Annotated in this window: 21 protein-coding genes and 3 tRNA genes; 13 read left to right on the top strand and 11 right to left on the bottom strand. The window is 56.5% G+C overall.

Annotated features, from left to right (window positions below):
- The first annotated feature begins 8 nt into the window (after nucleotides 1-8).
- The 4 genes from mdoC (at nucleotide 9) to ACSJLU_RS09180 (ending at nucleotide 4,047) form a co-directional block, all read left to right on the top strand.
- Nucleotides 9-1,139, top strand: coding sequence for a glucans biosynthesis protein MdoC (gene mdoC / locus ACSJLU_RS09195; protein ID WP_043141764.1), 1,131 nt, complete (start codon nucleotides 9-11; stop codon nucleotides 1,137-1,139).
- Nucleotides 1,140-1,442: 303 nt separating this feature from the next.
- Entirely contained in the window at nucleotides 1,443-1,667 is a 225-nt protein-coding gene (locus ACSJLU_RS09190) for a hypothetical protein (protein ID WP_033633376.1), read from the top strand.
- Nucleotides 1,668-1,948: 281 nt separating this feature from the next.
- A complete protein-coding gene (locus ACSJLU_RS09185) occupies nucleotides 1,949-3,670 on the top strand; it encodes a potassium/proton antiporter (protein WP_015377414.1) in 1,722 nt (573 codons plus the stop codon).
- Between the two features lie 248 nt (nucleotides 3,671-3,918).
- Nucleotides 3,919-4,047, top strand: a complete 129-nt coding sequence (locus tag ACSJLU_RS09180) for a hypothetical protein (protein WP_016928228.1) — start codon at nucleotides 3,919-3,921, stop codon at nucleotides 4,045-4,047.
- A 62-nt stretch (nucleotides 4,048-4,109) separates the two neighbouring features.
- Here ACSJLU_RS09180 and ACSJLU_RS09175 read toward each other — a convergent pair whose 3' ends face one another.
- The 5 genes from ACSJLU_RS09175 to cho form a co-directional block, all read right to left on the bottom strand.
- Entirely contained in the window at nucleotides 4,110-4,241 is a 132-nt protein-coding gene (locus tag ACSJLU_RS09175; protein WP_256376330.1) for a hypothetical protein, read from the bottom strand.
- Nucleotides 4,242-4,310: 69 nt separating this feature from the next.
- On the bottom strand, nucleotides 4,311-4,814 hold the full coding sequence (locus ACSJLU_RS09170) for a YlaC family protein (protein ID WP_043141770.1): 504 nt from the start codon (nucleotides 4,812-4,814) through the stop codon (nucleotides 4,311-4,313).
- Nucleotides 4,815-4,937: 123 nt separating this feature from the next.
- Entirely contained in the window at nucleotides 4,938-5,237 is a 300-nt protein-coding gene (locus ACSJLU_RS09165) for a sigma-S stabilization anti-adapter protein IraP (RefSeq protein WP_025302380.1), read from the bottom strand.
- A gap of 184 nt (nucleotides 5,238-5,421) precedes the next feature.
- Nucleotides 5,422-5,518 (bottom strand) — tRNA-OTHER (locus tag ACSJLU_RS09160).
- Between the two features lie 112 nt (nucleotides 5,519-5,630).
- Nucleotides 5,631-6,479, bottom strand: a complete 849-nt coding sequence (gene cho, locus ACSJLU_RS09155; RefSeq protein WP_049208464.1) for an excinuclease Cho — start codon at nucleotides 6,477-6,479, stop codon at nucleotides 5,631-5,633.
- Between the two features lie 216 nt (nucleotides 6,480-6,695).
- On the opposite strand from cho, the gene ACSJLU_RS09150 reads away from it, so the two are divergent.
- From ACSJLU_RS09150 to ACSJLU_RS09120, 7 genes are all read left to right on the top strand, one after another.
- The gene (locus tag ACSJLU_RS09150) at nucleotides 6,696-7,901 is read left to right on the top strand and encodes an efflux RND transporter periplasmic adaptor subunit (RefSeq protein WP_080271250.1); all 1,206 of its coding nucleotides are present in this window, start codon (nucleotides 6,696-6,698) and stop codon (nucleotides 7,899-7,901) included.
- A complete protein-coding gene (locus ACSJLU_RS09145; RefSeq protein WP_033642649.1) occupies nucleotides 7,898-9,835 on the top strand; it encodes a MacB family efflux pump subunit in 1,938 nt (645 codons plus the stop codon). Before ACSJLU_RS09150 ends, ACSJLU_RS09145 begins: the two co-directional genes overlap by 4 nt.
- 3 nt (nucleotides 9,836-9,838) lie before the next feature.
- Entirely contained in the window at nucleotides 9,839-11,206 is a 1,368-nt protein-coding gene (locus tag ACSJLU_RS09140; RefSeq protein ID WP_038629170.1) for a TolC family protein, read from the top strand.
- 414 nt (nucleotides 11,207-11,620) lie between these two features.
- Nucleotides 11,621-13,123 (top strand): glycine betaine/L-proline transporter ProP, encoded by a 1,503-nt coding sequence (gene proP, locus ACSJLU_RS09135; protein ID WP_025302375.1) that lies wholly within the window; start codon nucleotides 11,621-11,623, stop codon nucleotides 13,121-13,123.
- Between the two features lie 99 nt (nucleotides 13,124-13,222).
- Complete coding sequence (locus tag ACSJLU_RS09130) at nucleotides 13,223-14,149, top strand: LysR family transcriptional regulator (protein ID WP_167325004.1); 927 nt, start codon at nucleotides 13,223-13,225, stop codon at nucleotides 14,147-14,149.
- Between the two features lie 110 nt (nucleotides 14,150-14,259).
- Nucleotides 14,260-15,888, top strand: a complete 1,629-nt coding sequence (locus tag ACSJLU_RS09125) for a GMC family oxidoreductase (protein ID WP_380825464.1) — start codon at nucleotides 14,260-14,262, stop codon at nucleotides 15,886-15,888.
- 400 nt (nucleotides 15,889-16,288) lie between these two features.
- On the top strand, nucleotides 16,289-16,558 hold the full coding sequence (locus ACSJLU_RS09120; RefSeq protein ID WP_380825467.1) for a hypothetical protein: 270 nt from the start codon (nucleotides 16,289-16,291) through the stop codon (nucleotides 16,556-16,558).
- 67 nt (nucleotides 16,559-16,625) lie between these two features.
- Here ACSJLU_RS09120 and ACSJLU_RS09115 read toward each other — a convergent pair whose 3' ends face one another.
- The 3 genes from ACSJLU_RS09115 to ACSJLU_RS09105 form a co-directional block, all read right to left on the bottom strand.
- Nucleotides 16,626-17,177, bottom strand: coding sequence for a hypothetical protein (locus ACSJLU_RS09115; RefSeq protein ID WP_025302370.1), 552 nt, complete (start codon nucleotides 17,175-17,177; stop codon nucleotides 16,626-16,628).
- Nucleotides 17,143-17,424 carry a hypothetical protein gene (locus ACSJLU_RS09110; RefSeq protein WP_025302369.1) on the bottom strand — a complete coding sequence of 94 codons (282 nt, stop codon included), beginning with the start codon at nucleotides 17,422-17,424 and terminating at the stop codon, nucleotides 17,143-17,145. Before ACSJLU_RS09110 ends, ACSJLU_RS09115 begins: the two co-directional genes overlap by 35 nt.
- Before the next feature lie 140 nt (nucleotides 17,425-17,564).
- A complete protein-coding gene (locus ACSJLU_RS09105) occupies nucleotides 17,565-18,017 on the bottom strand; it encodes a PaaI family thioesterase (RefSeq protein ID WP_025302368.1) in 453 nt (150 codons plus the stop codon).
- Nucleotides 18,018-18,254: 237 nt separating this feature from the next.
- Between ACSJLU_RS09105 and ACSJLU_RS09100 the strand changes: the two genes are divergently transcribed.
- The gene (locus tag ACSJLU_RS09100) at nucleotides 18,255-19,595 is read left to right on the top strand and encodes an anaerobic C4-dicarboxylate transporter (protein WP_025302367.1); all 1,341 of its coding nucleotides are present in this window, start codon (nucleotides 18,255-18,257) and stop codon (nucleotides 19,593-19,595) included.
- 176 nt (nucleotides 19,596-19,771) lie between these two features.
- On the opposite strand, the gene ACSJLU_RS09095 is transcribed toward ACSJLU_RS09100, so the two are convergent.
- The 3 genes from ACSJLU_RS09095 to ACSJLU_RS09085 form a co-directional block, all read right to left on the bottom strand.
- Nucleotides 19,772-19,857 (bottom strand) — tRNA-Leu (locus ACSJLU_RS09095).
- 10 nt (nucleotides 19,858-19,867) lie between these two features.
- Nucleotides 19,868-19,941: transfer RNA gene (locus ACSJLU_RS09090), tRNA-Cys, on the bottom strand.
- Nucleotides 19,942-20,837: 896 nt separating this feature from the next.
- Nucleotides 20,838-22,244, bottom strand: coding sequence for a PLP-dependent aminotransferase family protein (locus ACSJLU_RS09085; protein ID WP_225735594.1), 1,407 nt, complete (start codon nucleotides 22,242-22,244; stop codon nucleotides 20,838-20,840).
- 419 nt (nucleotides 22,245-22,663) lie between these two features.
- On the opposite strand from ACSJLU_RS09085, the gene ACSJLU_RS09080 reads away from it, so the two are divergent.
- Nucleotides 22,664-23,689, top strand: a complete 1,026-nt coding sequence (locus ACSJLU_RS09080; protein WP_197812751.1) for a TauD/TfdA family dioxygenase — start codon at nucleotides 22,664-22,666, stop codon at nucleotides 23,687-23,689.
- Nucleotides 23,690-23,698 lie beyond the last annotated feature (9 nt).

Here is a 23,698-nt window from a genome sequence, read left to right as displayed (position 1 = left end):
GGTAATCTATGACTAAAGGCAGCAAACAGCGCGAGTTTTTCCTCGATTCGATCCGAGCCTATTTGATGTTGCTCGGCATTCCGTTTCACCTCTCCCTGATTTATTCCAGCCACGCCTGGGCGGTGAACAGCGCGTCGCCCTCCTTCTCGCTCACGGTGCTGAACGACTTCATCCACGCTTTCCGCATGCAGGTGTTCTTCGTGATCTCCGGCTACTTCTCCTACATGCTCTACGAGCGCTACGAGCGCCATCAGTGGTTGAAGGTCAGGCTGGAGCGGGTGGCGATCCCGCTGTTGAGCTCCATCCCGCTAATTACGGTGCCGCAATTTTTCATGCTGAAATATTTCACCGATAAATTAAACGGCTGGGACGAGTTTTCTCTCTATCAGAAAATAAATGTAACAGTTTGGGAATTGGTGTCTCATCTGTGGTTCTTATTGACCCTGTCATTGTTGACCTTCGCCTGCTTTTATCTGTTCCGCAAAATCAAGCGTCAAACCCGCGATCCTATTCCACCGTTAATAAACAGAATGCGTGGATTAGGAAATGTCTCACTGTGTTTCTTTATTTATGCGGTATGCTATTCGGCCGCGCACCGTATTATTTTAATTTTCGCGCCGCAGCTATTATCCAATGGCCTGTTCAATTTCGTGGTGATGGAGACGATGTTCTACCTGCCGTTCTTCATCCTCGGCGCCTATGCGTTTAAGTATGTGTGGCTTAAAGAGATTTTTCTGCGTCGTTCGCCGCTGGCGCTGCTCGGCTCGCTGCTGCTGTTTATCGCATATATGCTGAACCAGAAACTGTTGGCGCACAGCAGCTATATGTTCGAGCTGGAAGTGGTGATCAAAACCCTAATGGGGATCCTGATGACCAATGTGGTGTTCTCTTTCGGGCATAACCTGCTGAATTATCACTCGCCGCGCATCACCTATCTGGTCAACGCCTCGCTGTTTATATATCTGGTGCACCACCCGTTGACCCTGATATATGGCGCTTTCGTGACGCCGTATATCGGCAATAACCTGTTGGGATTTTTGCTGGGCCTGCTGTTTGTGTTCTCGCTGGCCTTCGCGTTATATGAGCTGCACAAGCGCATTCCGGTGCTGCGTTTCCTGTTCTCCGGCAAGCCGCAATAACCTTGTCCCCTGTAAACCTGACCGTTCGCAGGGGTTTTCTGTCATATTAACGCCGCGCAGAAAGCCTATACTGGTCGTTTGCATACAGAGCACACATTGCTCAGCCTGGCGTCGCCCGTTAGGGCACAGTGATACGGTAGCATAGATTACCTAGTCGTTATAACTGCAATGCATAAGTAAAAATCCATATCCCTGCCTTACGGTAGTGATTGGGCTCGACACCCCCGAAGGGCTGCGCGATCGTTTAATTCATTCGATGGCGTTAGCTGCATCTCCCTTCCGTCACGACAGAGAGGATTTTGAATGACCGATAAGAACACCCCGGCTCAGGAAGCCGTAGCGGAAAACGCTACCCTGCTGAAGATCCTCGGCAGGCTGCTGTCCGCGCTGGACGCCTCAATCAGCGGCAAAGAACGCAGCGTTTTGGTCGCTGAGCTCTCCAACTTTAATCTCGACGGCATTTCTGAAGCGGAAAGCAAGCTGGCCACCGAGCTGATCAAACGGGCGCTGGAATCGCTCGACCACTAACCCTACCGCGCCTGCAAACCATTAAGCCTGCCTGCGCGGGCTTAATGGTTTTTCCTCCGAGCCGCTCGATCATTGTTGCCACAGCAAAAATACAGCAGCCTGATAATGTTGGATAAAAGGCAGAATTTCCCCTCTTCTCCTCACTTTCTTAGTTTAATCGTACCAAAGGGCAATAATTGATCGATTGTTTTCACAATCAGCCTTGGCGTTTTACCCACTAAACACGTTATCATCGGCACACGCGCAGTGCCCCCTATCCCCAGCCTCAGGAGAGCGAAATTTTGGATGCCAGCACCATTAACAGCTTGTTCGTCATCGGTGCCGTGCTGGTGGGGGCAAGCATTCTGCTCAGCTCATTTTCTTCCCGACTCGGCATTCCGATCCTGGTGATCTTCCTGGCGATCGGCATGCTGGCCGGCGTCGACGGCCCCGGCGGCATCGTCTTCAGCAATTACCCGGTCGCTTATCTGGTCAGTAACCTCGCGTTGGCGGTGATCCTGCTCGACGGCGGCATGCGCACCCGGGTCAGTTCGTTCCGCGTGGCACTGTGGCCAGCACTGTCTCTCGCCACCGTCGGCGTGGTGATCACCGCCGGCCTAACCGGCATGGCCGCCGCCTGGCTGTTCAACCTCGATCTGCTGCAGGGCTTGCTGATCGGTGCCATCATCGGTTCCACCGACGCCGCCGCAGTCTTCTCGTTGCTGGGCGGCAAAGGGTTGAACGAACGCGTCAGCGCTACGCTGGAGATCGAATCCGGCAGCAACGATCCGATGGCGGTATTTCTCACCATCACGCTGATTGCGATGATCGCCGCCGGGGAAACCGCGCTAAGCTGGACCTTCCCGCTGCATCTGATGCAGCAGTTCGGCATGGGCATCGTCTTCGGTCTCGGCGGCGGCTGGCTGCTGCTGACGCTGATCAACCACATCAAGCTGGCGGACGGTCTCTACCCGCTGCTGGCGGTGAGCGGCGGCATTCTTATTTTCGCGCTGACTACCGCGCTGGACGGCAGCGGCATTCTGGCGGTGTACCTGTGCGGTCTGCTGCTGGGCAACCGTCCAATCCGCAACCGTCACGGCATCGTGCAAACCTTCGATGGCCTGGCCTGGCTCAGCCAGATCGGCATGTTCCTGGTACTCGGCCTGCTGCTCAACCCGCATGAGCTGCTGCCGATCGCCATCCCTGCCCTGCTGCTGTCGCTGTGGATGATCCTGTTCGCACGCCCGCTGTCGGTGTTTATCGGCCTGCTGCCGTTCCGCAGCTTTACCCTGCGCGAACGCGGCTTTATTTCCTGGGTTGGCCTGCGCGGCGCGGTACCGGTGATCCTGGCGGTGTTCCCGATGATGGCCGGGCTGCCCAACGCCCAGCTGTTCTTTAACGTGGCGTTCTTCGTGGTGCTGGTCTCCCTGCTGCTGCAAGGCACCACGCTGTCTTTCGCCGCCAAAAAGGCCAAGGTGATCGTGCCGCCGGCGCTGACGCCGATCTCCCGCGTTGGGCTGGACGTGCACCCGGAAAACCAGTGGGAACAGTTTGTGTATCAGCTTTCGGCGGAAAACTGGTGCGTCGGCGCCGCGCTGCGCGAGCTGAAAATGCCGCCCAATACCCGCATCGCCGCCCTGTTCCGCGGCAAAGAGCTGCTGCACCCTAGCGGCAGTACCCGGCTGCGCGAGAACGATATCCTGTGCGTTATCGGCCATGAGCACGATCTGCCGATCCTCGGCAAACTGTTTAGCCAAGCGCCGGCCGTGACGCTCGACGAACGCTTCTTCGGCGACTTTATCCTGCAATCCGACGCCCGTTTGAGCGACATCTCACAGGTTTATGGCCTCAACCTGCAAGACGACGTGGACGAGCAGCAGACGCTGGGGCAGTTCGTCATTCAGCTGATCGGCGGCGAACCGGTGATCGGCGACCAGGTGGAGTGGGACGGCCTGACCTGGACCATTGCAGAAATGGACGGCAATCAAGTCAGCAAGATAGGCGTCAGGATCGTGACCGACTGACGCTGCCGCACAGCGGCGCTATCAGATGAGGGAACTTCTGGCCTTAAGAACGTTCTTAATCACTATCACGATGTATGCGATTCGGCGCCGCTGAATTATATCCCTTTGATATAAAAACTTAACAGCGGCGCCCACAGGGATTAAGGGTGTGAACGGCAAGACTCGATTTCTTTCGGTGATGATGCTCATGGCGCTGGGTGTAGCGGCAGCCGATCTCAGCATCGCCGGTTTGGTCCATAGACTTTTAATTGGATAATTTTAACGTGACGCAGCAGGAACAAGAAAAAGACATTCTGGGGAAAATACTGGTGACGGTGTCCGCGCTTTGCCTGATTCTGGTGGCGGCGTTCCTGATCTGGGGATTCGTGCTGGATTGATGCCACGCGACGCTCAGACATAAAAAAAACCGCCGCGGCGGTTTTTTTTATGGGTCAGGCGATCAGATCTTGCAACCTTCGCAGTCCGCTTCGTCTTCGAGGATTTCAGGGACCTCTTTTACCTTCTGCGCCGCTTTTTCTTCGGCTTTCGCCAGTTCGGCATCGATATCAAAATCGAAAATATCATCACTCATCGCTTGGTCCTTATTCTGCTTCATGTTCAAACGCTGAGTATAATCGACAAGCCGCCGGCCGGAAACCTTTCAGTTTGCCGCCGCCAGCTGCGGTGGCTCATCCTGCGGCTTTTTTCCGTATGCCATATCGTACACGTCGTAGAAGTCGATTTCGCCCTTGTTGCCGATGATGACTCGCATCTTCTGTTTCAGCGCGGCGCCGATGGAGGGCTCATCCAGCAATTGCTGCACCGCATAAGGCGACAGCGCGCGCGTGAAGTACCATTCGCCATTGTAGCAAACCCGCAGATCCAGTACCCCGATGTCCTCGAAGCGGTAGACCGGCCGGATCTCGATCAGCAGCATGGCGAACATGAACAGCACGAAGGCGGTGAAGCCCAGGAAGGCATACACCCCCATGTACGGCACCTGATACATCACGGCGATCACCGCAAAGTAGCCGGCGAACATGGCAAGGCACAAATAGCGGTGAGTACGGGCGAATTCGCTGTTGAAGCGCGGCTTGCCGTCACGCCCTTCGCGCCGATTGATCTGCTCAATCTCTTTAACCAAGATGCTTTTAATCGCGTCCATCGTTACAACCTTATGCTGGAAACAGCATTGCCATCAAATCTCGCTGCTAAAAGTAACACAAGTACAGTTTTGCCGGGTAGATCAGTTAGCCAACTTAATGATGGCAACTGTTATAGTTTGGCTTCAGCGCGGCTGAGCGGCCTTGCCTTGCGCAAACATGAACATGCGCTGGGCCACATCGTCAGCCTGTTTGATTTTCTGCTTTTGCGGTTCGTTGCTGCGCTGAATGGCGCGGGCGTAGGCGATTTCATGGGCCTGATCGATCATCGCGATGATCCGATCACGTTCGGTCTTCTCCATATTGCCTAACATGGTGGTGATAATCGCCTGATAAGCGTTGGACGCGGCGGTCAGCGCTTTCTCTCTCGCCTCGAGGGCGGCGACGCGTTGCAAGAGTTCCTGCAGTTGATCGGAGTGAGACATATCGACCTCCTGTTGCCGGGCAGCAAGCCTGCCTGATTACAGTTTAGCAAAGGATCGAAAGAGAAAGAGGAAGGAAAGCCAGCGGTTACGGTAAAGCACACCCGAAAATCCCAACGAGGAGCCGATAGTGCAAATCAACCCGGGTGCGCTTTACGGTAAGCGCGATGAGACGAAGAAAGAAAGCTGGCGCGCTATGCAGGACTCGAACCCGCGTCTATCAATTTTCAAGCCAAAACAAGCCATTATAAAACCAATCACTCTGCCAACTGAGTTAATAGCGCGTTCCTTCGCTTCGGGGCGCCATTATCCATAACAACATTATGGATTCAAGCTTTTTTAGCATAATGCCCTGACTTTACGGATAAATCTTAGGTTATCACCAGCATGATGGCCTTACGGCAGCTCAATAATCGGGTAATCGCCAGCGATGAGCGGCTTGCACAAAATCTTGTAGCCATCGCTGTCGAAATGGCTGGCCGCGCTCTGTAGCCGCTCCGCCTGCGCCAGATCGCCGACCGAGCCCAGATAAAACCAATTGTGGATCACATGGTACTGACGCAGCGTCTCGCCCTGCTCCTCCAGCGCCACGCGCCCGGCGAACGGCCAACAGGCGATGCGTAACTGCTCAAGCGCCGCGCCGAGCCGCAGCGCATGCTCCTGCGCCGACTCCACGCCACAGCAGGCGCCCGCGCACTTGCGCAGGCTGTAGCGGAAACAGGCTCGCCCTGCCGGCAGCTTGTCGATCCCCAGCTTGCCGTAACATAAACGATGCTCGTCGGCAATGGCGCGCAGCTTTTCCAGCGCGGCGTGGCGATTGGCAAACAGCCCGTAGAGGTGGGGCGTGACGGCGAAGTCGATCTCTTTGGCGTGAGCAATCGTCACCGCATCTGCCTGCAAGCGCAGCGCGCACAGCTGTTTCGAACGCCGCAGACGTTTGTTGAACAGCGGCTGTTGCTGTTTGATCAATTGCGCCTCCAGCAGCAATGCCCCCAACTCGCCTGCGGTCTCGATAAAGCTGATGCGCCGGGTTTGGCGCAGCATTTTAGCCTCGTCCTGCGCGCGGAAGTGCGCCATCACCCGGCTGCGTATATTGACGCTTTTACCGATGTAAAGCGGCAGGCTCTCGCTTTGACCGTGAAACACATACACGCCCGGCCCTTTGGGCAACGGCGCCAGGCAGGCGCGCAGGTGCTCCGGGTATTGGTAAATGTCGAGTTCTGGCTCGAGGCGGTTTGGCATCATGGCGGTGGTGTTATCCTGCTGATGAATGAATACTGGTTTTTTACCCAGTATAACGCCCAACGCAGCCGGTTGCACACGTGGTGGATAATAACTCGCCGTGATCTTTAGCGGGAAAGCCTTTACTATTCCCTTTCCAGCGGGAAAGCGCCTCACGTTTAGCGCCAGTTCAAGCTGGCGCTGCCATGATGGCAGACTGGAACCGCCGCTTTTATCGTTATGGAAAACCTGGGTATGTCATCACTGAAACTCCCCTCCCGCCGTCTGGCGTTGATCGCCGCCATCGTTTTCATCGCCGTCGCCGTCGCGCTGGCCATTTTTTGGCAACGCCCGCCTCAGCAGGATTACGTTACCGCGCCGGCCCGCCTGGGCGATATCGAAAACGCCGTGCTGGCCACCGGGCGGCTGGATGCCATCGAACGCGTCAACGTCGGCGCCCGCGTCTCCGGCGAAGTCAAATCGCTGAAGGTCAAGCTGGGCGATCGCGTCACCAAAGGGCAACCGATCGCCGACATCGACGATCTGCAACAGCGCAACGATCTGCGCAACGCCGAGGCGGCGCTGAACGTAGTCAAAGCCAATATGTTAGCCAAACAGGCCTTGCTGAAACAGGCGGAGTCGCGTTTTAAACGCCAGCGCCGCATGCTGAACGACGAAGCCAGTTCGCGGGAAGACTTCGAGACCGCCGAAGCCTCGCTCGCCACCACTCGCGCCGATCTGCAGGCGCTCAATGCGCAGTTGGTGCAATCGCAGATCGAAGTCGAAAAGAAAAAAATCGATCTGGGCTATACCCGCGTGGTTGCGCCGATGGACGGCATTGTTATCGCCGTGGTCACGCAGCAGGGACAAACGGTCAACTCCAGCCAAAGTGCACCGACCATCGTCAAGCTGGCGCGGCTGGATATGATGACCATCAAGGCGCAGATCTCCGAAGCCGACATCACCCGCATTTCGCCGGGACAAAAGGCGTACTTCACTATTTTCTCCGATCCGGATAAGCGGTACGACGCCACGCTGCGCACCATCGAGCTGGCACCGGAATCGGTGATGAAAGACGACTCGCTCGCCGGGACCAGCTCTGCTTCCGGCTCCGGCACCTCGAACGCCTCGGTCTATTACAACGCGCTGCTGGACGTGCCCAACCCGGAAAACCGCCTGCGCATCGCCATGACCGCGCAGGTGTCCTTGCTGCTCGGCGACGCGAAGAACACCCTGCTGGTGCCGATCCAGGCGGTGCATAAAATCGATGGCCAAGAGCAGCAGGTGCAGGTGCTGACCCAAGACCAGCGGCTGGAAACGCGCAAAGTGACCACCGGCATCACCAACAATGTCGACATTCAGATCCTCAGCGGCCTGAAAGCCGGTGAAACCGTGGTGCTGTCGCAGCCCGCCGCCAAATCGGCTGAGGATGGCATCTTCCTGTGAACGCGATCATCGAACTAAAAGGCATCAGCCGAACCTACACCAACGGCGGCCAGGCGCTGACGGTATTGAAAGACATCGATCTGACCATCGCCGCCGGCGAGCTGGTGGCGATCATCGGCGCCTCCGGTTCCGGCAAATCGACGCTGATGAACATCATGGGCTGCCTCGACGTGCCGGATCGCGGCGATTACTACATCAGCGGCCAGAACGCCGCCCACCTGTCGCCGGACGAACTGGCCCGCCTGCGCCGCGAGCATATCGGCTTTATTTTCCAGCGTTACCACCTGATGCCCGATCTCAGCGCGCTGGGCAATGTCGAAATCCCGGCTATCTACGCCAACGCCCGGCGCGATCAGCGGCGGCAGCGGGCGGCGCAATTGCTGGCGCGGTTGGGGCTTGAGGGACGCGAAGACCACAAACCCGGCCAGCTTTCCGGCGGCCAGCAGCAGCGCGTCAGCATCGCCCGTTCGCTGATCAACGGCGGTGAGATCATCCTGGCGGACGAACCGACCGGCGCGCTGGACACCCAATCCGGCCAGGAAGTGCTGGCGATCCTGAGCGAACTGAATCAGCGCGGCCACACCGTGGTGATCGTCACCCACGATATGAAAGTGGCGCAACATGCGCAGCGCGTCATCGAACTGCAAGATGGCAAGATCATCGCTGACAGTGGCCGCAAGTCGGCGTCCGGCCCATCGTTGCCGCCGCCGAACCGCAGCCGGCAAAGCGGCTGGCAACGCCTGATCGACCGCACTCGCGAATCGCTGCACATGGCGTTGAAGGCGATGAACGCTCATCGTCTGCGCACCGCGCTGACCATGACCGGCATCATCTTCGGCATCGCCGCCGTGGTCACGGTAGTGGCGCTGGGCGAAGGCGCCAAACAGCGCACGCTGGAAAACCTCAAAGATCTCGGCACGAATGTGGTAAGCATCTATCCGGGCCGCGATTTCTTCGACGACGCCATCGACAGCATCCGCACCCTGGTGCCGGCCGATGCCGACGCGCTGGCACAGCAAAGCTTCGTCGACAGCGTCAGCCCGGAAGTAGACGCCTCCGACAGCATCCGTTTTCGCAGCAAGTCCGCCACTGCCTCGATCACCGGCGTCGGGCGCGACTATTTCCGCGTTAACGGCGTCGAGCTGTTACAAGGCGTGACTTTCCGCGACGATCGTAATGCGCTGCAGGAAGTGATCATCGACGACAATGCGCGCCAGGCGCTGTTCGGCGATTTCGGCGTCGAGCCGCTCGGCCAGATCGTGTTTCTCGGCTCGGTGCCGGCCCGGGTGATCGGTGTGGCTAAAAGCAATCGCAATTACGCGCCCAATCGCATCACTGTATGGATGCCCTACAGCACTGTCATGTATCGCATGGTAGGCAAACCGACGCTCAGCGGCATCACCGTTCGCCTAAAGGACAATGTCGCCAGCGAATCGGCCGTCACCGCTATCACACAGCTGTTGACCCAGCGCCACGGCGTAAAAGATTTCCGTTTGTACAACTTCGATAAAATCCGAAAGTCCATCGAACGCACGTCAATGACTTTTAGCCTGCTGATCCTGATGGTGGCATCAATCGCGCTGGTGATCGGCAGCCTGGGGGTGATGAACATCATGCTGGTCTCGGTGACCGAACGCACCCACGAAATCGGCGTGCGCATGGCGGTCGGCGCGCGGCGCAGCGACATCATGCAACAGTTCATGATAGAGGCGGTGCTGGTCTGTCTGATCGGCGGCGCATTGGGCATCGCGCTGTCGTTCGCCGCCGGGTCGCTGTTCACCTCGCTGGCGGGCGGTATGTTCACCGCCATCTATTCCTGGCAAGCTGCCGCGACGGCGTTTTTCTGTTCAACTTTAATCGGCATGATCTTCGGTTATCTCCCCGCCCGTAAAGCGGCAAGGATGGATCCGGTCGTTTCATTGGCCAGCGAGTAACCCATGAAAATTTTATCTCCCCTGGCGCTAAGCCTCGTCGCCTTGCTCACCGCCGGCTGCGGCAACGCCCTGAAAAGCGACTACCGGGCGCCGCAGGTCAACTATCCGACGAGCTGGCAGCACGACGCCCACAACGCCGCGCCCACGCCGTTCGACTGGCGCGATTTCCACGATCCTGAGCTCGATCGCTGGCTGCAACAGGTGATGGCGAGCAATAACGATCTGGCCGCCGCCGTACTGCGCGTTTACCGCGCGCAGCTCGAGGCGGAACGCGTCGGCATCAGCACCGCGCCCGGCATCAGCGCCTCATTAGGCAGCGGTATCAATCGCCCGCTGTCCGAGTCCTCCGCGTGGAATAAAACCAGCAACGCGTCGCTCACCACCAGCTATGAAGTCGATCTGTGGGGCAAGCTGGCGCGCCAGCGCGACGCCGCCGAGTGGAGCAGCCAGGCTTCCGTGCAGGATCTGCAGGCGGCGCGCCTGAAACTGTTGGCCGACGCCGCCACCAACTACTGGCGCATCGGTTTTCTCAATCAACAAATCAGCGTCAGCCAGGCGAGCATCGCCTATGCCAAAACGACGCTGCGGCTGGCCAACGCCCGTTATCAGGCCGGCAGCATCTCGGCGCTGGACGTAGTGAACGCGGAACAAAACTTGCTGGCGCAGGAACGCAGCCTGCTGGCGTTACAACACGATCGTCAACAGGCGCTGAACGAGCAGGCGGTGCTGCTGGGCGCGCCATCAGGCCAGGCCACCATCGCGCCCGTGCGCCTGCCGACGACGGCGATGCCGCAGATCAACACCGGCATTCCCGCTAGCGTCCTGAGCCGTCGCCCGGATCTCAGCGCTCAAGAGCTGCGGTTGCGCGCCGCCCTGGCCAACGTCGATGAAAAACGTCTGCAATACTATCCTGCGTTCAGCCTGACCGGTTCACTGGGCGCCAGCAGCGGCGCGCTGCTGGAATTCCTGCGCAACCCGACGGGCAGCCTCGGCGCCGGCCTGACGCTGCCGTTCCTGCAGTGGCGGCAAATGGGCGTGGAGATCAAGATCGCCCGCAACGATTATGAACAGCAAGTTCTGGCCTTCAAGCAGGCGCTGTACAAAGCGATGGGCGATGTGAACAACGCGCTGTCACTGCGCACGCAGCTGCTGGCGCAGGAGACGCAGTTGCGCGCCTCATTAGCGTTGGCGCGTAAATCGGAACGGCTGAACGAGGTGCGTTACCGACAGGGCGCCGTCACCATTACCGACTGGCTGAATGCTCAGGAACAACGCCGTCAGGCGGAACTGTCGGTGGATGAAAACCGCTTCGCGCAGTACCAGAATCTGGCGAAAATCTATCTCGAATTCGGCGGTTCATCGGTACCTTAATCCAAACTGCCTGGCCAGTGGGTCAGGCGTTTTTTTGACGGCAAACACATCAATTTTTCCTGTTTTATCTCCCGTACTCTCTATACTTAAAACATGACCAATTAGACGAAAAATCGTCAAATCGCACATTTATTAGACCATTCTCGCACCAAATCGGTGCAAACACTTAAGTTAAACTGCTGGATTTGATCGCCGCAAGATATAACGTTAAGCTATAGATGCAAAATAATTAGTCACCTAAATGACATAACCTCGGCATAAACGACGGTATTTTGTGATCCACATCCCAACTTAAATGTGGATAATGAATCGTCTTGAACCGCGATTCGATTAGCCGATTTGATAACTCGAAAACAACAGTGAACGGAGATTACGCTTTCACGAACAACGAATAATTCATTAAGGGATGATTATATGAAGTTAAGAAAAAAACGACATAAACCGATGCACATTAACGACATCACCATCATCGATGACAGCAAACTCAAGAAGGCGATCACCGCGGCGGCCCTGGGTAACGCGATGGAGTGGTTCGACTTCGGCGTATACGGCTTTGTCGCCTATGCGCTTGGCCAGGTCTTCTTCCCCGGCGCCTCTCCCGGCGTGCAAATGATCGCCGCACTGGCAACCTTCTCCGTGCCCTTCCTGGTGCGTCCACTCGGCGGTCTGTTCTTTGGTGCCATGGGCGATAAGTTCGGTCGCCAGAAGGTTCTCTCGGTCACCATTATCATTATGGCGGTCAGCACCTTCTGTATCGGCCTGATCCCGTCCTATGCATCGATCGGCATCTGGGCCCCGATCCTGCTGCTGCTGGCCAAACTGGCGCAGGGCTTCTCCGTCGGCGGTGAATATTCCGGTGCGGCGATCTTCGTCGCCGAATACTCGCCGGACCGCAAACGCGGCTTTATGGGTAGCTGGCTGGACTTCGGCTCCATCGCCGGCTTTGTGATGGGCGCAGGCGTAGTGGTGCTGATCTCCAGCATCGTCGGCGAAGCCAACTTCCTCGACTGGGGCTGGCGTATCCCGTTCTTCATCGCCGCGCCGCTCGGCCTGATCGGCCTCTACCTGCGCCATGCGCTGGAAGAAACCCCGGCGTTCCAGCAGCACGTGGACAAGATGGAGAAAGAGGATCGCAACGCCATCGAAAATCCGCCAAAGACCTCGTTCAAAGAGATCGCGGCCAAACACTGGAAAAGTTTGCTGGTGTGTGTCGGTATCGTGATTTCCACCAACGTGACTTATTACATGCTGCTGACTTACATGCCGAGCTACCTCTCGCATAACCTGCACTACTCGGAAGATCACGGCGTTCTGATCATCATCGCCATCATGATCGGCATGCTGTTCGTGCAGCCGGTGATCGGCCTGACCAGTGACCGCATCGGCCGTAAGCCGTTCATTATCGGTGGCAGCATCGGCCTGTTGGCGTTGGCGATCCCGTGCTTCATTCTGATCAACAGCAACGTCATCGGCCTGATTTTCGTCGGCCTGCTGGTGCTGGCGGTGCTGCTCAACTCCTTCACCGGGGTGATGGCCTCCATCCTGCCGGCGATGTTCCCGACGCACATCCGTTACAGCGCGCTGGCGATTTCGTTCAACATTTCGGTACTGATCGCCGGTGCGACGCCGACCGTTGCCGCCTGGCTGGTGGAAGCGACCGGCAACCTGTACATGCCGGCCTACTACCTGATGGTCGTTGCGGTGATCGGTCTTATCACCGGTCTGTACATGAAAGAAACCGCCAACAAGCCGCTGCGCGGCGCGACGCCGGCCGCCTCTGACCGCTCCGAGGCAAAAGAGCTGCTGCAGGAAACCTACGACAACATCGAACAGAAAGTCGAGGACATCAACGCGCAGATCGCCGAACTGGAAAAGAAAAAACAGATCCTGATCGACCAGCACCCCAAACTGGACTGATTCGCTCTGACAAGCAAAAAACCACCCATCCGGGTGGTTTTTTTTGCCTGGCGTGCAGAGAGTGGTAACTTGACCCGGCGGATGCCGAAGGAGAGATGAATGAATCAGTTTCAGGAGATGGCGACCTATATCGCCGTGGTCGAGGCCGCCAACATCAGCGCCGCCGCCCGCCGCTTGGGCACCACCAAGTCGGTGGTCAGCAGACGCATCCAGCAGTTGGAGACGCGCCTTGGGACTGTGCTGTTCGAACGCGGGAAAACGCTTGGGCTGACCGACGCCGGCCACCTGTTCTATCAGCGCGCCGTTCTCATATTAAGCGAAGTGAGTGATGCCGAAGAGTCGGTGCGAACACTGCACGGCCAACTGCAGGGCCCGCTGCGGTTAACCGCGCCGATGGCGTTCAGCATCCGCTATCTGGCACCGCTGTTATCCACCTTTATGGCACAGTACCCGAGCCTCAATCTGGACGTGGAGTACAGCGATCGCCTGGCCAATCTAAATCAGGAGAATTTCGATGTCGCCATCCGTATCGGCCCCTTGGCGGATTCCGACCTGATCGCGCAGCGCATCTGCGCCAACCGCCATTTGATTTGCGCCAGCCCAGCCTATCTTGCCCAGAAAGGCACGCCGATACACCCGCAACACCTGCAACAGCACCAGGGGTTGCTGTATATTCAGCGCGAACCGACCGGCATGCTGCAGCTCCCCATCGAGGGTGAAATCCGGTCGTTTCGTATCGGTAAACGGCTGCGCACCGATAACGCTTTTCACCTGTTGGCGGCGGCTAAAGCCGGTTTGGGCCTCGCCATCCTGCCCGCATTTATCGCCGCCGACGCGATACGCGCGGGGGAACTGCGCATTGTGTTGGCCGCCTATTCACCCGACGGCGGCGACATTTCCGCCGTCTATCGCCGTTCAAAACGCGCATCCCCCAAGATCAAGGCGCTGGTGGACTTTCTGAGTGAACACATTGGCCATACGCCCAGTTGGGAAACCGCACTCTCCTCTTTCCTGACGTCAACCTGAAAGGTTCGCAGAACGCGAACCCGAGGTTCGAATTTCGCCTGCTTGTTGCTTGTGCTTCAGGGTTTTAGTCTGCAGAACACACACTTTCTGCCCGCTCTGGAGACTCTGCCATGAAAGACTTATCACGCCGTCAGCTGATATCAAAAACGCTTGTCGCTTCAGCCGCCGCCACGCTCGGCGCTTCCACATCGGTTTCCGCATTATCGGCGCAATCACAACCGGCCCAACGGACCAGAGAGACATCCCCTACTTTCGACGTAGTCATCGTCGGCGGCGGCTCCGCCGGCGCGGTGATGGCGGCTCGCCTCAGCGAAAACCCTGCGCGCCGGGTCCTGCTGTTAGAAGCCGGGCACAGTTACGCGCCCTACGATTATCCGCGCCTCATCGCGGACAGCGACGTCCTCGGCGCCAATGGCAACCCGGAGTTCGAATGGGGATACCGGACAGAACCCGGCTATGTCAGCCACGCGATCGGCGCTATCCGCGGTAAAGTCTTGGGTGGCAGTTCAGGCGTCAACGGTGCCGTGGCGATCCGCGCCCGTCCGGAAGATTTCAACCGCTGGGATCTGCCGGGATGGGGCTATCAGGACCTGCTGCCCGCCTTCAAAAAACTGGAGACTCGTCATGGCCTGCACGACCGCGCAATCCATGGCGATAGCGGCCCTTTTCACGTCGTGCAACTCACATTGGATGACATCACGCCAATGCAACGCGCTTTCGTCGCCGCCACGCGCGCCAACGGCTATGACGCGATTGACGATTTTGATGGCCCTTCAGCCAATGGCGTCGGCCCCTACCCGATGAATATCGTCAACGGCGTACGCGTTAACACCGGCATGGCCTATCTGGATGAGAAAACCCGCGCCAGAGACAATCTTACCCTCCGTGCAGATACGCTGGTCGACCGCGTGATATTTGACGGGCAGCACGCGATCGGCGTCCGCCTGGCCAGCGGCGAAGAAATCCATGCCGTTGAAGTGATCCTGAGCGCGGGAACCTACGGTAGCGCCGCCGTTTTGATGCGATCCGGCATCGCGCCTGCGCAACAGTCGAAGCGTCTGGGGATCCCCGTCGTCGCCGATCTCCCCGTCGGCGAAAACCTGGTCGATCACCCCTTTTATTACAATGCCTACGCCGCCCGCCCCGATGTCATCGGCAGCCAATCGCCGGTTATCGGTGCCAAGCTGTGGACCCACAGCAGCCAGGCGGAACCGGGAGAGCTCGATCTGCACATTACCGCGACGCATCTGTTTCCTCATGACCAAAGCCCTACCGGCGTCGGTTTTGTCTTGGCGGTGGCGCTGACTCGGCCACAATCCACCGGACGAGTCTGGCTGGAAAGCCGCGATCCAGCGGCAGCCCCTCACATTGACCTTAACTTCCTGGCGCAAGAGAGCGACCGCGTTCGCTTGCTGGAGGGGGTTAAACTGGCGCGAAAAATAGGGCAAACCGCTCCGCTGTCTACGCTTATCCACAGCGAGCTTGCGCCCGCTGCAGACAGCGACGAGGCCATTCTTGCCTCGATGGCGGCGACGTTGGATACCTATCATCACCCGACCTCTTCCGCGCCGATGGGAAATGCCGGCGAACCGAAGGCGGTCGTTGACCTTCAGGGCCGCGTACACGGCGTATACGGGCTTCGGGTCGTCGACGCATCCATCTTCCCCGACGTTCCCTCCGTCGCCACTAATGTGTCGACGATCGCCACCGCCGAGCATATCGCCCGACACTACGCCTGACCGTTTGGCGGCAAGATAGGCTGTTGAAACCCGGCCGGTCATCCTGATGGCCGGCCTTCGCCATTCCGCAGCGGCACAATCGAAATAACGGCGGCACATTTTATCCTGCCGGGAAACGATGTTACCCTTGTGGCCACCGTCACCTCTGCAAAACATTCTCATGGGCAAAATGGATCTTCCCGTCATCATCGGCATCCTGGTTATGCTAACCCTATGGCTCGGCGCGCTCTTCAACATCGGCGATCTCAGCCTCACTATTTCGCGCCTGTTTCACTGGTTCGAAAGCCAACGTGGATAACCTGGGTTCGCGATAACGCAGGCAGCGAGCAAACATCGGCTATGATTGAAAGACGTTACGTCATTTTCCGAGACTGTCGCTCGCGATAAAGAGGACCGCATCATGACCGACTATGGGTTCTACAATCAAATCCTGACCCGGCTGGCCGCCAATCACCCCGGCACGCTGGATGAGAAAACCTACGAACTGTGGAAGCAGGACGCCACCAGCCCGCACGCCTTCGCCGATCCCTTCGCCTATCTCAAAACCAAGGGGCTGATACAGGCCTATGTGATGAGCGACATCGACGAGAACAACTATGATATCGACCCGCATCAAACGTGGATCACCGCCGCTGGCCTTGAATTCATTCGCAACGGCGGGTTTAAATAAGGGGGATTCGCGCCAACAAAAAACCGCCAGACGGCGGTTTTTTTACTCTAAAAGCATCCGGACCGGCTCAGGCGGGGAAAGGCCGATAAAAAATGCGCAGCACTTCGTTATCACCCTGGCGTAAAAAACCGCCTTCCGGCTGCCAGCGCAGATCGCGCGCCAGATTGAGATTTTCCCAGCCGACCGCGCCCCCCACGCCGATGCAAAGATTTTTATTGCCTGCGGCAAATCCCGCGCCGGTACCGATCATGGCATGCAGCAAACGGGGCGCAGCCGCGTCGCGCAGGGAGAATATGCCGATAAAACATCCCTGCGGCGCGCGCAGCATATCGGCCATAGTGCGGATCTCGGTATCATCCGGGCTAACGAAATGTTTGTATTGCTTATCGAACACCGTCTGCCACAACTGCTTGTATTTCGCCTTGCTGAGCGCGCCAGAACGGTGAGCACAAAGCACCACCGCATCCCAGCACATCTCCCCGCTGAGCGAAAGATACTCTTCCGTATCGGTTTGCGGCTTATCGGCGTAATGCCGTGCAAATTCGGCCGCATTCAAATGCGGCGGCACGGCCTGTTTGGCAACGTCACTCTTGTAGCGCTTGAAATTCAACCAATGCATGGGGACTGTCCTCTTCACCCTCTAGATTAATGAACCTGAAGCCGTGGATGAGACGAGCCATCAAATCCAGAGCGTCGTCGGCGATGGCGGTTTCGTCGTCATTCAGCCCCTGTTCCACCGAGCGCTCAATCGCGTTCATCACCGCCGGAGCGCTGGTTTCTTCCCCCTGCGCCACCACGTCTAATACGGCTTTGCCGATCGCCAGACAAAGCTCATGATCAAACTCAACCTCTTTATACGGCTGCATAACCACCCCGATAAATTTTTACCCAAGAATACTAGACCACAATGGCGTATCGCGCCTGTCATCGTAGCGCAGCAAGGTATGCAGCCGAAGAGAAATGCATCAGGCCCCGGGTTGATAGCCCGAAGCCCGATAAAGGCAGGTTATTGCGGGGCTTGATCGGTAGGACGAATGATAAAACACGTGGCGGTTGCCGAGGCCAGCAGCTTCCCTTCCGCCGTTTTGAGCGTGCCTTCGGCGAAAGCGACATTTTTCGACGCATAGACCAGACGCCCCTCGGCGATCAGATCACTCTCCTTTGGCACCGGGCGCAACATTTTAACCTGCAGATCGACGGTGCCATAACCAATCCCTGCGCCCAGCGTACTGTGCACCGCGCAACCGGTCACCGAGTCCAATACCGTAGCGGCGAAACCGCCATGTACGCCCCCCAACGGATTCAGATGGCGCCCGTCTGCTCGCGCCACAATACGGATATACCCCTCTTCAACCGCGTCCGGTTTCATGGGCACCGTTTCAGCGATTGAAGCCGGTGGAATTTTGCCGGCCATCGCAGCCTGTAATAACGCCAACCCCGTCATTTTTGTCGGATCCATTGCTCTCTCCTCTGGTGGTGAACCGGTTATATAGAAGAGGTCTGACCTCTTGACTTGCTTTTTCGTGCTGATGTCGTCAGCCGCCTGCTCTTCAGATTCTCTGAACGTGACCGCCATCACTCTTTAGAGTTAATAACCACAGTTTTTTAGCGCCTTTAGATTTAAAACAACTTTCTGCTGTAAACGCCGCCGGAAACTGAACGCAGTTAAGTTCAACATTATTAAGGCGTATCTATCATGGATTTCTTTCTGCAATTAGCGGTTATATTGGCATGCTTGCTGTATGGGGCACGTAAGGGCGGCATTGCGCTGGGGTTACTGGGCGGTATCGGTTTGATGATCCTGGTGTTCGGCTTTCACCTGCAGCCCGGCAAACCGCCGGTAGACGTGATGCTGGTGATCATCGCGGTGGTGGCGGCCTCCGCCACCCTGCAGGCCTCAGGCGGGTTGGACGTCATGCTGCAGATCGCCGAGCGGATGCTGCGGCGCAACCCGCGTTATGTCTCGATCATCGCACCGTTCGTCACCTGCATTCTCACGATCCTGTGTGGCACCGGCCATGTGGTCTACACCATCTTGCCAATCATCTATGACGTGGCGATCAAAAATAACATCCGCCCGGAACGGCCGATGGCGGCCAGCTCGATCGGCGCGCAGATGGGCATTATCGCCAGCCCAGTCTCAGTGGCGGTCGTTTCACTGGTGGCGATGCTCAGTAGCTACACCTTCAATGGCCGCCATCTGGAATTCCTCGATCTGCTGTCTATCACCATACCTTCCACCCTGTGCGGCATTCTGGCGATCGGCATCTTCAGTTGGTTCCGCGGCAAAGACCTGGACAAAGATCCCGAGTTCCAGAAATTCATCTCGGTGCCGGAGAACCATCGCTACGTCTATGGCGACGCCGCCACCCTGCTGGACCGGGTATTACCGCGCAGCAACTGGATCGCCATGTGGATTTTCCTCGCCACTATCGCCCTGGTGGCGGTGCTGGGAGCCTTTTCCGACCTGCGGCCCAGCTTCGGTGGCAAGCCGCTCTCCATGGTCCTGGTGATCCAGATGTGTATGCTGATGGCCGGGGCGCTGATCGTCATCATTACCCGCACCAACCCGGCGTCTATCTCTAAAAACGAGGTGTTCCGTTCCGGCATGATCGCCATCGTGGCGGTGTATGGCGTCGCCTGGATGGCGGAAACCATGTTCGGCGCGCACCTGGCGCAGATAGAAGCCACGCTGGGCGTGCTGGTGAAAGAGTACCCTTGGGCCTATGCGCTGATCCTGCTGCTGGTGTCGAAATTCGTCAATTCGCAGGCCGCCGCACTGGCGGCGTTGGTGCCGGTGGCGTTGGCAATCGGCGTCAACCCGGCCTATATCGTCGCTTCGGCGCCGGCCTGCTATGGCTACTATATTTTGCCAACCTACCCCAGCGATCTGGCGGCGATCCAGTTCGACCGCTCCGGCACCACCCGCATCGGCCGCTTCGTGATCAACCACAGCTTTATTCTGCCCGGCCTGATCGGCGTCAGCGTCTCCTGCGTCTTCGGTTGGATCCTCGCCGCGGCGTTCGGTTTCTTATGAGTTGTACTTCGGAGCCCTGCGGGGCTCCCTGCAGACAGGCTGGCAATCCAAGGGGATGGGTATGATAAGAAAGGAAAAATGCAGGTGTAATACGAATTTCAAGCACAAAAAAACCGCCTCTCGGCGGTCTACGACATTACTACTTATTGCTTTGATTATTCGGTATTTTTATTCCCTGGTACCCGGGGCGGGACTTGAACCCGCACAGCCATAAGCCGAGGGATTTTAAATCCCTTGTGTCTACCGATTTCACCACCCGGGCTCGGGAAAGTTGGAGGCGCGTTCCGGAGTCGAACCGGACTGGACGGATTTGCAATCCGCTACATAACCGCTTTGTTAACGCGCCTTTATTCTGTTTGCCTTTTCAGGCCAAAGCCGGTGATTCACCCACTTCGTTTTGTTCTTTTGGTTGGCGATGTTGAAATCGCTTATCCTAATCATCTGATTCTTAAGTAATTTATTTCGTTACCGCCGAATCGATGGACTGCATTATGGACTAAACCCCCCACCTTGGCAACCCCCCGAAATAGCAAAAAGTTCTCTAACGCTTTCAACTGCTTATTTTGTGGGCGCACTGTTCACAATGCCGACGGAAAGGCAAGCGGAATGTTGATTTTATATGCGTCGGCTCGGGAATTCACGGGCAAATCGGATCTTTTTTTCTCTACAGGAATCGCTTACCTCCCCCTCTCCGGCTTTTCACCTGCTTATGATGATGGGATATCATGCAAAACATCATCATGGGGACATCGCGCAATCTCCAGCGCCGCAGCCCTGAACGGCCAACGCAACTGCAGAGCTGGGGACTTACGCCAGGTTGTCCAACGCACGATGGGTCGGCATCAATCCCCCTGCAGAGCACCGGCACGATGTCCAATCAAATGTGCCTGTTTTCGCCGTTCAACGGGGGCATCCTACGGTATGAAAACGACTGGAGATATAGGGACATATGAAGTTGTTCTATCACTCTACCGTGCCAGCTCAATGCCCTGACAGCAGCGTTACTGATTGGGTGCAGCTTGGCTTATCATTCGATGACAAGCTTGCCCACTTAGAAGGACGGAGGGTCTGCTGAGTTAGTGCAAGTTACTTTTTAAGTATGCCCAGTGGAAAAGCTGTAGAACCAGTCGCAGAGCCCCTTAAATGCCCAAAGATTGATTCAGGCTAAGGATCGAAGCTCCATTGGACACGGCCTCCCCCGGCGAACTGTCGCCTGACGGCTACTTATATGTATGCGCTGCTTTAGTAAAACAAGCGTGGTTCGGGAGAGGCTAGCAAGCTGGCCAGCGTGGTTAACGCAAACTTCAGTTCGGCGCGACTCGGTGACATCAAGGCAATTCGCACGCCATTAGAGGCGATAGTACGCTGTGCTAGGAACTGGCTGCCGCTAACGACCATTACCCCATGAGCACGGGCCAAGTTGGCAAACTCATCGCAAGTCCATGGTTCGGGCAATTCCAACCAAACGTGGAAGCTGTTGGGCTGGCTGCAAATTCGATAACTGCCAAGAACTTCCTTGACCAGTCTCTGCCGTGCAGCGGCCTCATCTTGCTGCGCTTTGACTAATCGCTCACCCATACCGCTGCAGATCACGTTGCTGGCCAACTGTGCCATCATCGGCGAAGGCATCCATACGCTGCTACGGACCATGGATGACAAGCGTGAGAGAGTCTCAGGAGGCGCGTACAGGTAGCCAATACGTAACGCGGGAAGAATGCTCTTTGAAAGGCTCGTCAAATAGATGGATCGCTCAGGTGCATAGGCCGAAATCGGTTTACTCGCTGGCTGGACCTCCAGAAAACCGTAAATATCATCGTCAATAATGAATACATCATGCTCGCGGGCAATCTGCGCGATTGCCTCGCGACGCTCCGGGGGCATGATTGAATTAGTTGGATTTTGGTGGGTGGTTACGCAAATTAGTAACGCTGGGCGGTGCTCAACGCAAGCGGCGCGGAAGGCCTCAGGGAGTAGCCCGAATTCATCTATCTGTACGCCCTGCAGTCGCCGATCGAGGCTATGAGCAAGAGAGATGATTCCAGGATAGCAATGCTCTTCGCACAAAATCACATCATTGGTTTTCGATAGGCTACTGATCGCCACTAGCAAGCCATGCTGCGCTCCGGAAGTGAGGACGATCTGCTGCCACGTTGCATCTGGCAGACTGCGTTGCACCCAACGAGCCCCCGCTTGCTTGTGTACTGCGTGCCCACCATCGCTGGTGTAGTCCATCACACGGCCCAAATCCGCTGAGTGCGCGAGTTCAATAATTGACTGCCGCAACCAACCGTCTATGTCGGCATCACTAGGCTTAATTATTGAAAGATCAATCTGTGCATTGTCTTCGGGGGAGCGCTCGCCTATCGCGCGTGGCGCAGCCTTGGTTTGGGCAGGCAGGACAAAGGTCCCGCGACCGACCTCACCAATCACTAGCCCACGTTTGGCCGCTTCGTCATAGGCACGGCCAATGGTCCCAGGAGTGACTTTCAAAGTTCCAGCGAGATCCTTGAGCGTTGGCAGCCGCTCGTCAGGCTGCAGGCGCCCGGAATTGATGTCCTGCTCCAGGGCATCGGCAATCATCAGGTAAACCGGTTTCTCATGATCGCTGTATTGAGGGACCCACATAGGTAAAGCACCAGATATCTTCATGAATGCCAAATCCTAGCATAAAAGTATATGCAAGCGTTATGGGTGTAATCGAGGAACCCGTTAAAGGTTATCGAGCTATTTTCAGAATATTTCCTTGATTTCATTACTTAGCCCACCCTAATTCTCGCAAAAACCGCAGGTAACCAGAGAATTAAAATAAAAATAAATAGTTTAAAATCAAAAAATTAATACCAAAGCAGGTGTTAGTTAAATCAGTGTGACAGAAATTAATTGAATTTCCGCAATCGATTCAATTACAGTAATTGAATCGATGCAATTAGGTTGAATTGATCGATTCATTAATGGCGCCTGCTTGAGGCAAAGCAAAAAAACGTGATTTAAATCACAAAAAACAACAACAGGGAGTGCTGTCCGCAAATCAAGCGAGTCGAGCACCGAAATATGGAAACTTAGTTGAAATGGAACGCACACAGCACAATCAGGACACCGAGTCTGTGACAACGTTGGAGATCCGCCTGCCATGGGTCACCTCCAGCGCATGGCAAACGGTGTTAAGCCAGACTCCGCTGGATTTTGAATCCACCAAGGATATTTATTTTCAGCTTAAGGAGCAGGCCCAGGACATAATTGGAGCCGAACTAACTCGCCAGATCCGTACATTCGTTGAAGACCCGGCGATTACTGCAATGGTGATAAGGAATTGCCCACGAGATCGTGATACTCCGCCGACACCGTACTCTGGCGTGTTGAGTCCGAAGAGCACCCCCATTGCCTGCCTCGTGAACCTCTCGCTGCAAAGCCTTTTAGGTATTCACCCCGTCGTATACGAAGGTGAAAATGACGGTCGTTTATTTCGGCATGTGATTCCTTCACGAGCATCAGCTAGTCAGAAAAGTTCTCACGGTTCCCGTCTTCGGTTTTCCTACCACGTAGACAACCCAGATTTGCCGTTGTCGTCTGAGGCTGTCGGCGATATTTCGTGCTGCCCGGAATACTTGTCGTTCGTCGGCATACGCTGCGACCCACGAATCAACACCACACTAGTCAATCTTGATGAAGTCCTCAACAGCCTTCCGGATTCTATTGTGCATGAACTGAGTTTGCCGAATTTTGAAGTGCGACGCCCGGATTCTTTCGCCAGTAATCGTCGTTCGACGCCTAACCTGGCTGTGTTGGTCCGAGGGTTGGGCAACGAGTGGTTGTGTCGTTTCGATAGTGAAAACACGTACGGCACAAATACCCCTGCCGCACACGCGCTTGATGTCCTGCGAACGATGCTTGAAACCCGTAAGTTCGATAAGCCGCATCTCTTGCTACCTGGGGACTTCATGATCTTCAAGAACCAGCGGGTACTCCACGCTCGGGATGCTTTCGAGCCGCAGAATGACGATGCAGATCGTTGGCTAATTCGTTTGTTCGCGGTCAATAGCCTGAGCCGAGTGCGCTTGGCGCGTGCAGATCATCTTTACGAAGTCCTTTCCTGAATTTTTTCT

Origin of the sequence: Serratia bockelmannii (genome assembly GCF_051803255.1) — a bacterium.
Lineage (GTDB): Bacteria > Pseudomonadota > Gammaproteobacteria > Enterobacterales > Enterobacteriaceae > Serratia > Serratia bockelmannii.
Note: the sequence above shows the minus strand (reverse complement) of the source record. Positions and strands in the feature narration are given on the sequence as shown.

Coding starts and splice junctions, on each gene's coding strand:
- mdoC (WP_043141764.1), top strand. CDS start 9: ATGACTAAAGGCAGCAAACAGCGCGAGTTTTTCCTCGATTCGATCCGA.
- ACSJLU_RS09190 (WP_033633376.1), top strand. CDS start 1,443: ATGACCGATAAGAACACCCCGGCTCAGGAAGCCGTAGCGGAAAACGCT.
- ACSJLU_RS09175 (WP_256376330.1), bottom strand. CDS start 4,241: ATGAGTGATGATATTTTCGATTTTGATATCGATGCCGAACTGGCGAAA.
- ACSJLU_RS09170 (WP_043141770.1), bottom strand. CDS start 4,814: ATGGACGCGATTAAAAGCATCTTGGTTAAAGAGATTGAGCAGATCAAT.
- ACSJLU_RS09165 (WP_025302380.1), bottom strand. CDS start 5,237: ATGTCTCACTCCGATCAACTGCAGGAACTCTTGCAACGCGTCGCCGCC.
- cho (WP_049208464.1), bottom strand. CDS start 6,479: ATGATGCCAAACCGCCTCGAGCCAGAACTCGACATTTACCAATACCCG.
- ACSJLU_RS09150 (WP_080271250.1), top strand. CDS start 6,696: ATGGAAAACCTGGGTATGTCATCACTGAAACTCCCCTCCCGCCGTCTG.
- ACSJLU_RS09140 (WP_038629170.1), top strand. CDS start 9,839: ATGAAAATTTTATCTCCCCTGGCGCTAAGCCTCGTCGCCTTGCTCACC.
- proP (WP_025302375.1), top strand. CDS start 11,621: ATGAAGTTAAGAAAAAAACGACATAAACCGATGCACATTAACGACATC.
- ACSJLU_RS09130 (WP_167325004.1), top strand. CDS start 13,223: ATGAATCAGTTTCAGGAGATGGCGACCTATATCGCCGTGGTCGAGGCC.
- ACSJLU_RS09125 (WP_380825464.1), top strand. CDS start 14,260: ATGAAAGACTTATCACGCCGTCAGCTGATATCAAAAACGCTTGTCGCT.
- ACSJLU_RS09120 (WP_380825467.1), top strand. CDS start 16,289: ATGACCGACTATGGGTTCTACAATCAAATCCTGACCCGGCTGGCCGCC.
- ACSJLU_RS09115 (WP_025302370.1), bottom strand. CDS start 17,177: ATGCATTGGTTGAATTTCAAGCGCTACAAGAGTGACGTTGCCAAACAG.
- ACSJLU_RS09110 (WP_025302369.1), bottom strand. CDS start 17,424: ATGCAGCCGTATAAAGAGGTTGAGTTTGATCATGAGCTTTGTCTGGCG.
- ACSJLU_RS09105 (WP_025302368.1), bottom strand. CDS start 18,017: ATGGATCCGACAAAAATGACGGGGTTGGCGTTATTACAGGCTGCGATG.
- ACSJLU_RS09100 (WP_025302367.1), top strand. CDS start 18,255: ATGGATTTCTTTCTGCAATTAGCGGTTATATTGGCATGCTTGCTGTAT.
- ACSJLU_RS09085 (WP_225735594.1), bottom strand. CDS start 22,244: ATGAAGATATCTGGTGCTTTACCTATGTGGGTCCCTCAATACAGCGAT.
- ACSJLU_RS09080 (WP_197812751.1), top strand. CDS start 22,664: ATGGAACGCACACAGCACAATCAGGACACCGAGTCTGTGACAACGTTG.